Origin of the sequence: Actinomadura logoneensis, assembly GCF_003428695.1 — a bacterium.
In the GTDB taxonomy this organism is placed as follows: domain Bacteria; phylum Actinomycetota; class Actinomycetes; order Streptosporangiales; family Streptosporangiaceae; genus Spirillospora; species Spirillospora logoneensis.
In genome coordinates this window covers 1-3,480 of the sequence record NZ_QURH01000736.1, presented here as the reverse complement: position 1 = coordinate 3,480, position 3,480 = coordinate 1, and the positions used below count along the sequence as shown (strand labels likewise).

Annotated in this window: 2 protein-coding genes; one reads left to right on the top strand and one right to left on the bottom strand. The window is 73.5% G+C overall.

The window, feature by feature from the left end; translation table 11 throughout:
• On the bottom strand, window positions 1-1,156 hold a 1,156-nt coding region (locus DZF91_RS26450; protein ID WP_235834583.1), incomplete at its 3' end, for a mechanosensitive ion channel family protein.
• Between the two features lie 141 nt (window positions 1,157-1,297).
• Between DZF91_RS26450 and uvrC the strand changes: the two genes are divergently transcribed.
• Window positions 1,298-3,480 (top strand): excinuclease ABC subunit UvrC (gene uvrC, locus DZF91_RS26445; RefSeq protein ID WP_199486908.1); only part of this gene is annotated, 2,183 nt, incomplete at its 3' end.

The window sequence follows — 3,480 nt, the reverse complement described above, 5'->3', positions numbered from 1 at the left end:
CCGCTCCCCGCGGGCCGCCCTCCCCCGGCGCGGCGTCCGGGCCGACGGCCGGGGCCCCGGACGACTCGCTCTCGCGCAGCGCGTCGCTCGCCGGCTCGGCCGGGCCCTCGCCCTCCCGGACGTGGGTCTCCTCGGGGATCTCCGCGCGGAACCGGGGGAGCGCCTCGGGATGGTGCTCGCGCAGGTATCCGATCAGGTGCTCGCGGACGTCGCAGCGCAGGTCCCACGCGCTGGCCGAGTCGGCGGCGCTCATCAGCGCGCGCATCTCGACCAGGCCGTTCGGCAGGACGTCGGTGAGCTGGAGCACCCAGTCGCGCTGGTCCCACAGCGGGTGCTCGCGCAGGTAGTCGTGCAGGACGGTGCGCAGCTCCTCGACGGGGACGCTCCAGTCCACCCGCAGCAGCACCGCGCCGATCACCCGGCTGGTGTGCCGCGTCCAGTTCTCGAAGGGCTGCTCGATGAAGTACGAGACCGGCAGGATCAGCCGCCGCTCGTCCCACAGCCGCACCACGACGTAGGAGAGGGTCAGCTCCTCGATCCGTCCCCACTGGCCCTCGACGACGACCACGTCGTCCAGCCGCAGCGCGTCGCTGAACGCCAGCTGCAGTCCGGCGAGCAGGTTGCCGAGGGTGGGCCGGGCGGCGATGCCGACGACCAGCCCGGCGACGCCCGCCGAGGCCAGCACGCCCGCGCCGACCGCCCGGACGGCCGGGAACGTGAACAGCGCCACGGACGCCGCGACGATCCCCAGCGTCACCGCGCCGATCCGGCGGAGCAGCAGCATCTGCGTGCGGGTGCGGCGGGCCCGGCGGTTGCGTTCGCCCGAGACCCGGGTCAGCCGGTCGAGCGGCGGGTCGGTCAGCGCGTAGAAGATCCGCAGGATCAGCCAGGCGGTCGCGCCGGTGGCCGCGATGTGCAGCAGATGCCGCAGGTCCGCGCCCAGCCGGTGCGGCAGGTCTCCGTACGGGACGGCGCCGTAGGCGCTGACGGCGGCGGCGAAGGTGAACGCGGGCGCCGTGCAGCGGCGGGCCGCCTGCCCGGCGGCCGGCCAGCGTTCCGACAGCCGCCCGGCGAGCAGCCGGCGGGCCCCCTCCACGACGCCCACCGACAGGGCGACGGCGATCACGGGAATGATCAGCGCCCAGAGCGCCGACACGTCCAAATCCCCCCTTTTAGGTCGAAAGCGATGGTCGCTTCGGGGACCTGTATCCCGTGCCGGACGCCCCGAACGAGATCTGGATCACCCGGGGAGGCCGCGCGGGGCGCCGTTGTCGGTGCCGCCGACTAGGCTTTCAGCGTGGCAGATCCGGCGACCTATCGACCAGCACCGGGGACGATCCCCGACGAACCCGGCGTGTACCGGTTCCGTGACGAGCACGGCCGGGTGATCTACGTGGGCAAGGCCAAGAGCCTGCGCTCGCGGCTCGGCTCCTACTTCGCCGACTTCGCCACCCTGCACCCGCGCACCCAGACGATGGTGCGCACCGCCGCCCGCGTCGACTGGACCGTGGTGTCCACCGAGGTCGAGGCGCTCCAGCTGGAGTACAGCTGGATCAAGGAGTTCGACCCCCGGTTCAACGTCAAGTACCGCGACGACAAGTCCTACCCCTACCTCGCGGTCACCCTCAACGAGGAGTTCCCGCGCGTCCAGGTCATGCGGGGCGCCAAGCGCAAGGGCGTGCGCTACTTCGGCCCGTACTCGCACGCCTGGGCCATCCGCGAGACGGTCGACCAGCTGCTGCGCGTGTTCCCCGTCCGCACCTGCTCGGCCGGGGTGTTCAAGCGGCAGCACCAGCTCGACCGGCCGTGCCTGCTCGGCTACATCGACAAGTGCTCCGCGCCGTGCGTGGGCCGCGTCACCCCCGAGGAGCACCACGCCCTCGCCGAGGACTTCTGCGACTTCATGGCGGGCAACACCGGCCGCTACATCAAGCGCCTCGAACGCGACATGCGCGAGGCCGCCGCGTCCATGGCCTACGAGCGGGCCGCCCGCCTCCGCGACGACATCCGCGCGCTCGAACGGGCGCTGGAGAAGCAGACCGTCGTGCTGGCCGACGGCACCGACCTGGACATGATCGCCTTCGCCGAGGACGAGCTGGAGGCCGCCGTCCAGGTGTTCTACGTGCGCGGCGGGCGCATCCGCGGGCAGCGCGGCTGGGTGGTCGACAAGGTCGAGGCGGTCACCACCCCCGACCTGGTCGAGCAGTTCCTCATCCAGATCTACGGCGACAGCGACGCGGTGCCGCGCGAGGTGTACGTCCCCGCGCTCCCGCCGGACGCCGAGGCCATGACCGAGCTGCTGGCCGAGGCGCGCGGCGGGCCCGTGCGGCTGCGCGTGCCGCAGCGCGGCGACAAGAAGGCGCTGCTGGAGACCGTCCACCGCAACGCGCGCGAGGCGCTCAAGCAGCACAAGACGCGCCGCGCCAGCGACCTGACCACCCGCAGCCTCGCGCTGCGCGAGCTGCAGGACGCGCTGGAGCTCGACGAGGCCCCGCTGCGCATCGAGTGCTACGACGTGTCGAACCTGCAGGGCACCAACGTGGTGGCGTCCATGGTCGTGTTCGAGGACGGCCTGGCCCGCAAGAGCGAGTACCGCCGGTTCACGATCAAGGCGGTGGAGGGGCAGGACGACGTCCGGTCCATCCACGAGGTGATCACCCGGCGGTTCCGCCGCTACCTGGCCGAGAGCGAGAAGACCGGCGAGCCGGGCGTGCTCCCCGAGGACGGGGACGGCGGCGTTCCGGCGGACGGCGCGCCCGGCGAACCCGGCGCGTCCGGCGAACCCGCCGCGCACGGCCCGATCGACCCGGAGACCGGCCGTCCGCGCCGGTTCGCCTACCCGCCGAACCTGGTGCTGGTGGACGGCGGCCCGCCGCAGGTCGCCGCCGCCCAGCGCGCCCTGGACGAGCTCGGCGTGGACGACATCGCCGTGGTCGGCATCGCCAAGCGGCTGGAGGAGCTGTGGCTCCCCGGCGACGACGACCCGGTGATCCTGCCGCGCAACAGCGAGAGCATGTTCCTGGTCCAGCGCATCCGGGACGAGGCGCACCGCTTCGCCATCACCTTCCACCGGCAGAAGCGGTCGAAGTCGATGACCGTCAGCGAACTCGACACCGTGCCTGGGCTCGGCCCGGCGCGCCGCACCGCGCTGGTGAAGCACTTCGGCTCGGTCAAGCGCCTGAAGGAGGCGACGCCGGAGCAGATCGCCGAGGTGCCGGGCATCGGCCTGCGCACCGCCGAGACGATCGCCGCCGCGCTGAACGGCCCGGGCGCGTCCGCCGCGACGCGTCCCCCCGCCGAGCCCGGGAGCGAGACCGGGACCGGGAACAAGACCGAGCCCGAGACTGAGGCCGGGAACAAGACCGAGGCCGGGACCGGGAGCGGCCACGAGACCGGGAGCGGGACGACGGCCCGCGACGAGCGGGCGGCGGGCGAGGACGCCCGCCACGGCCCGGCCGGCAACACCGGCGCCGGGGCGGG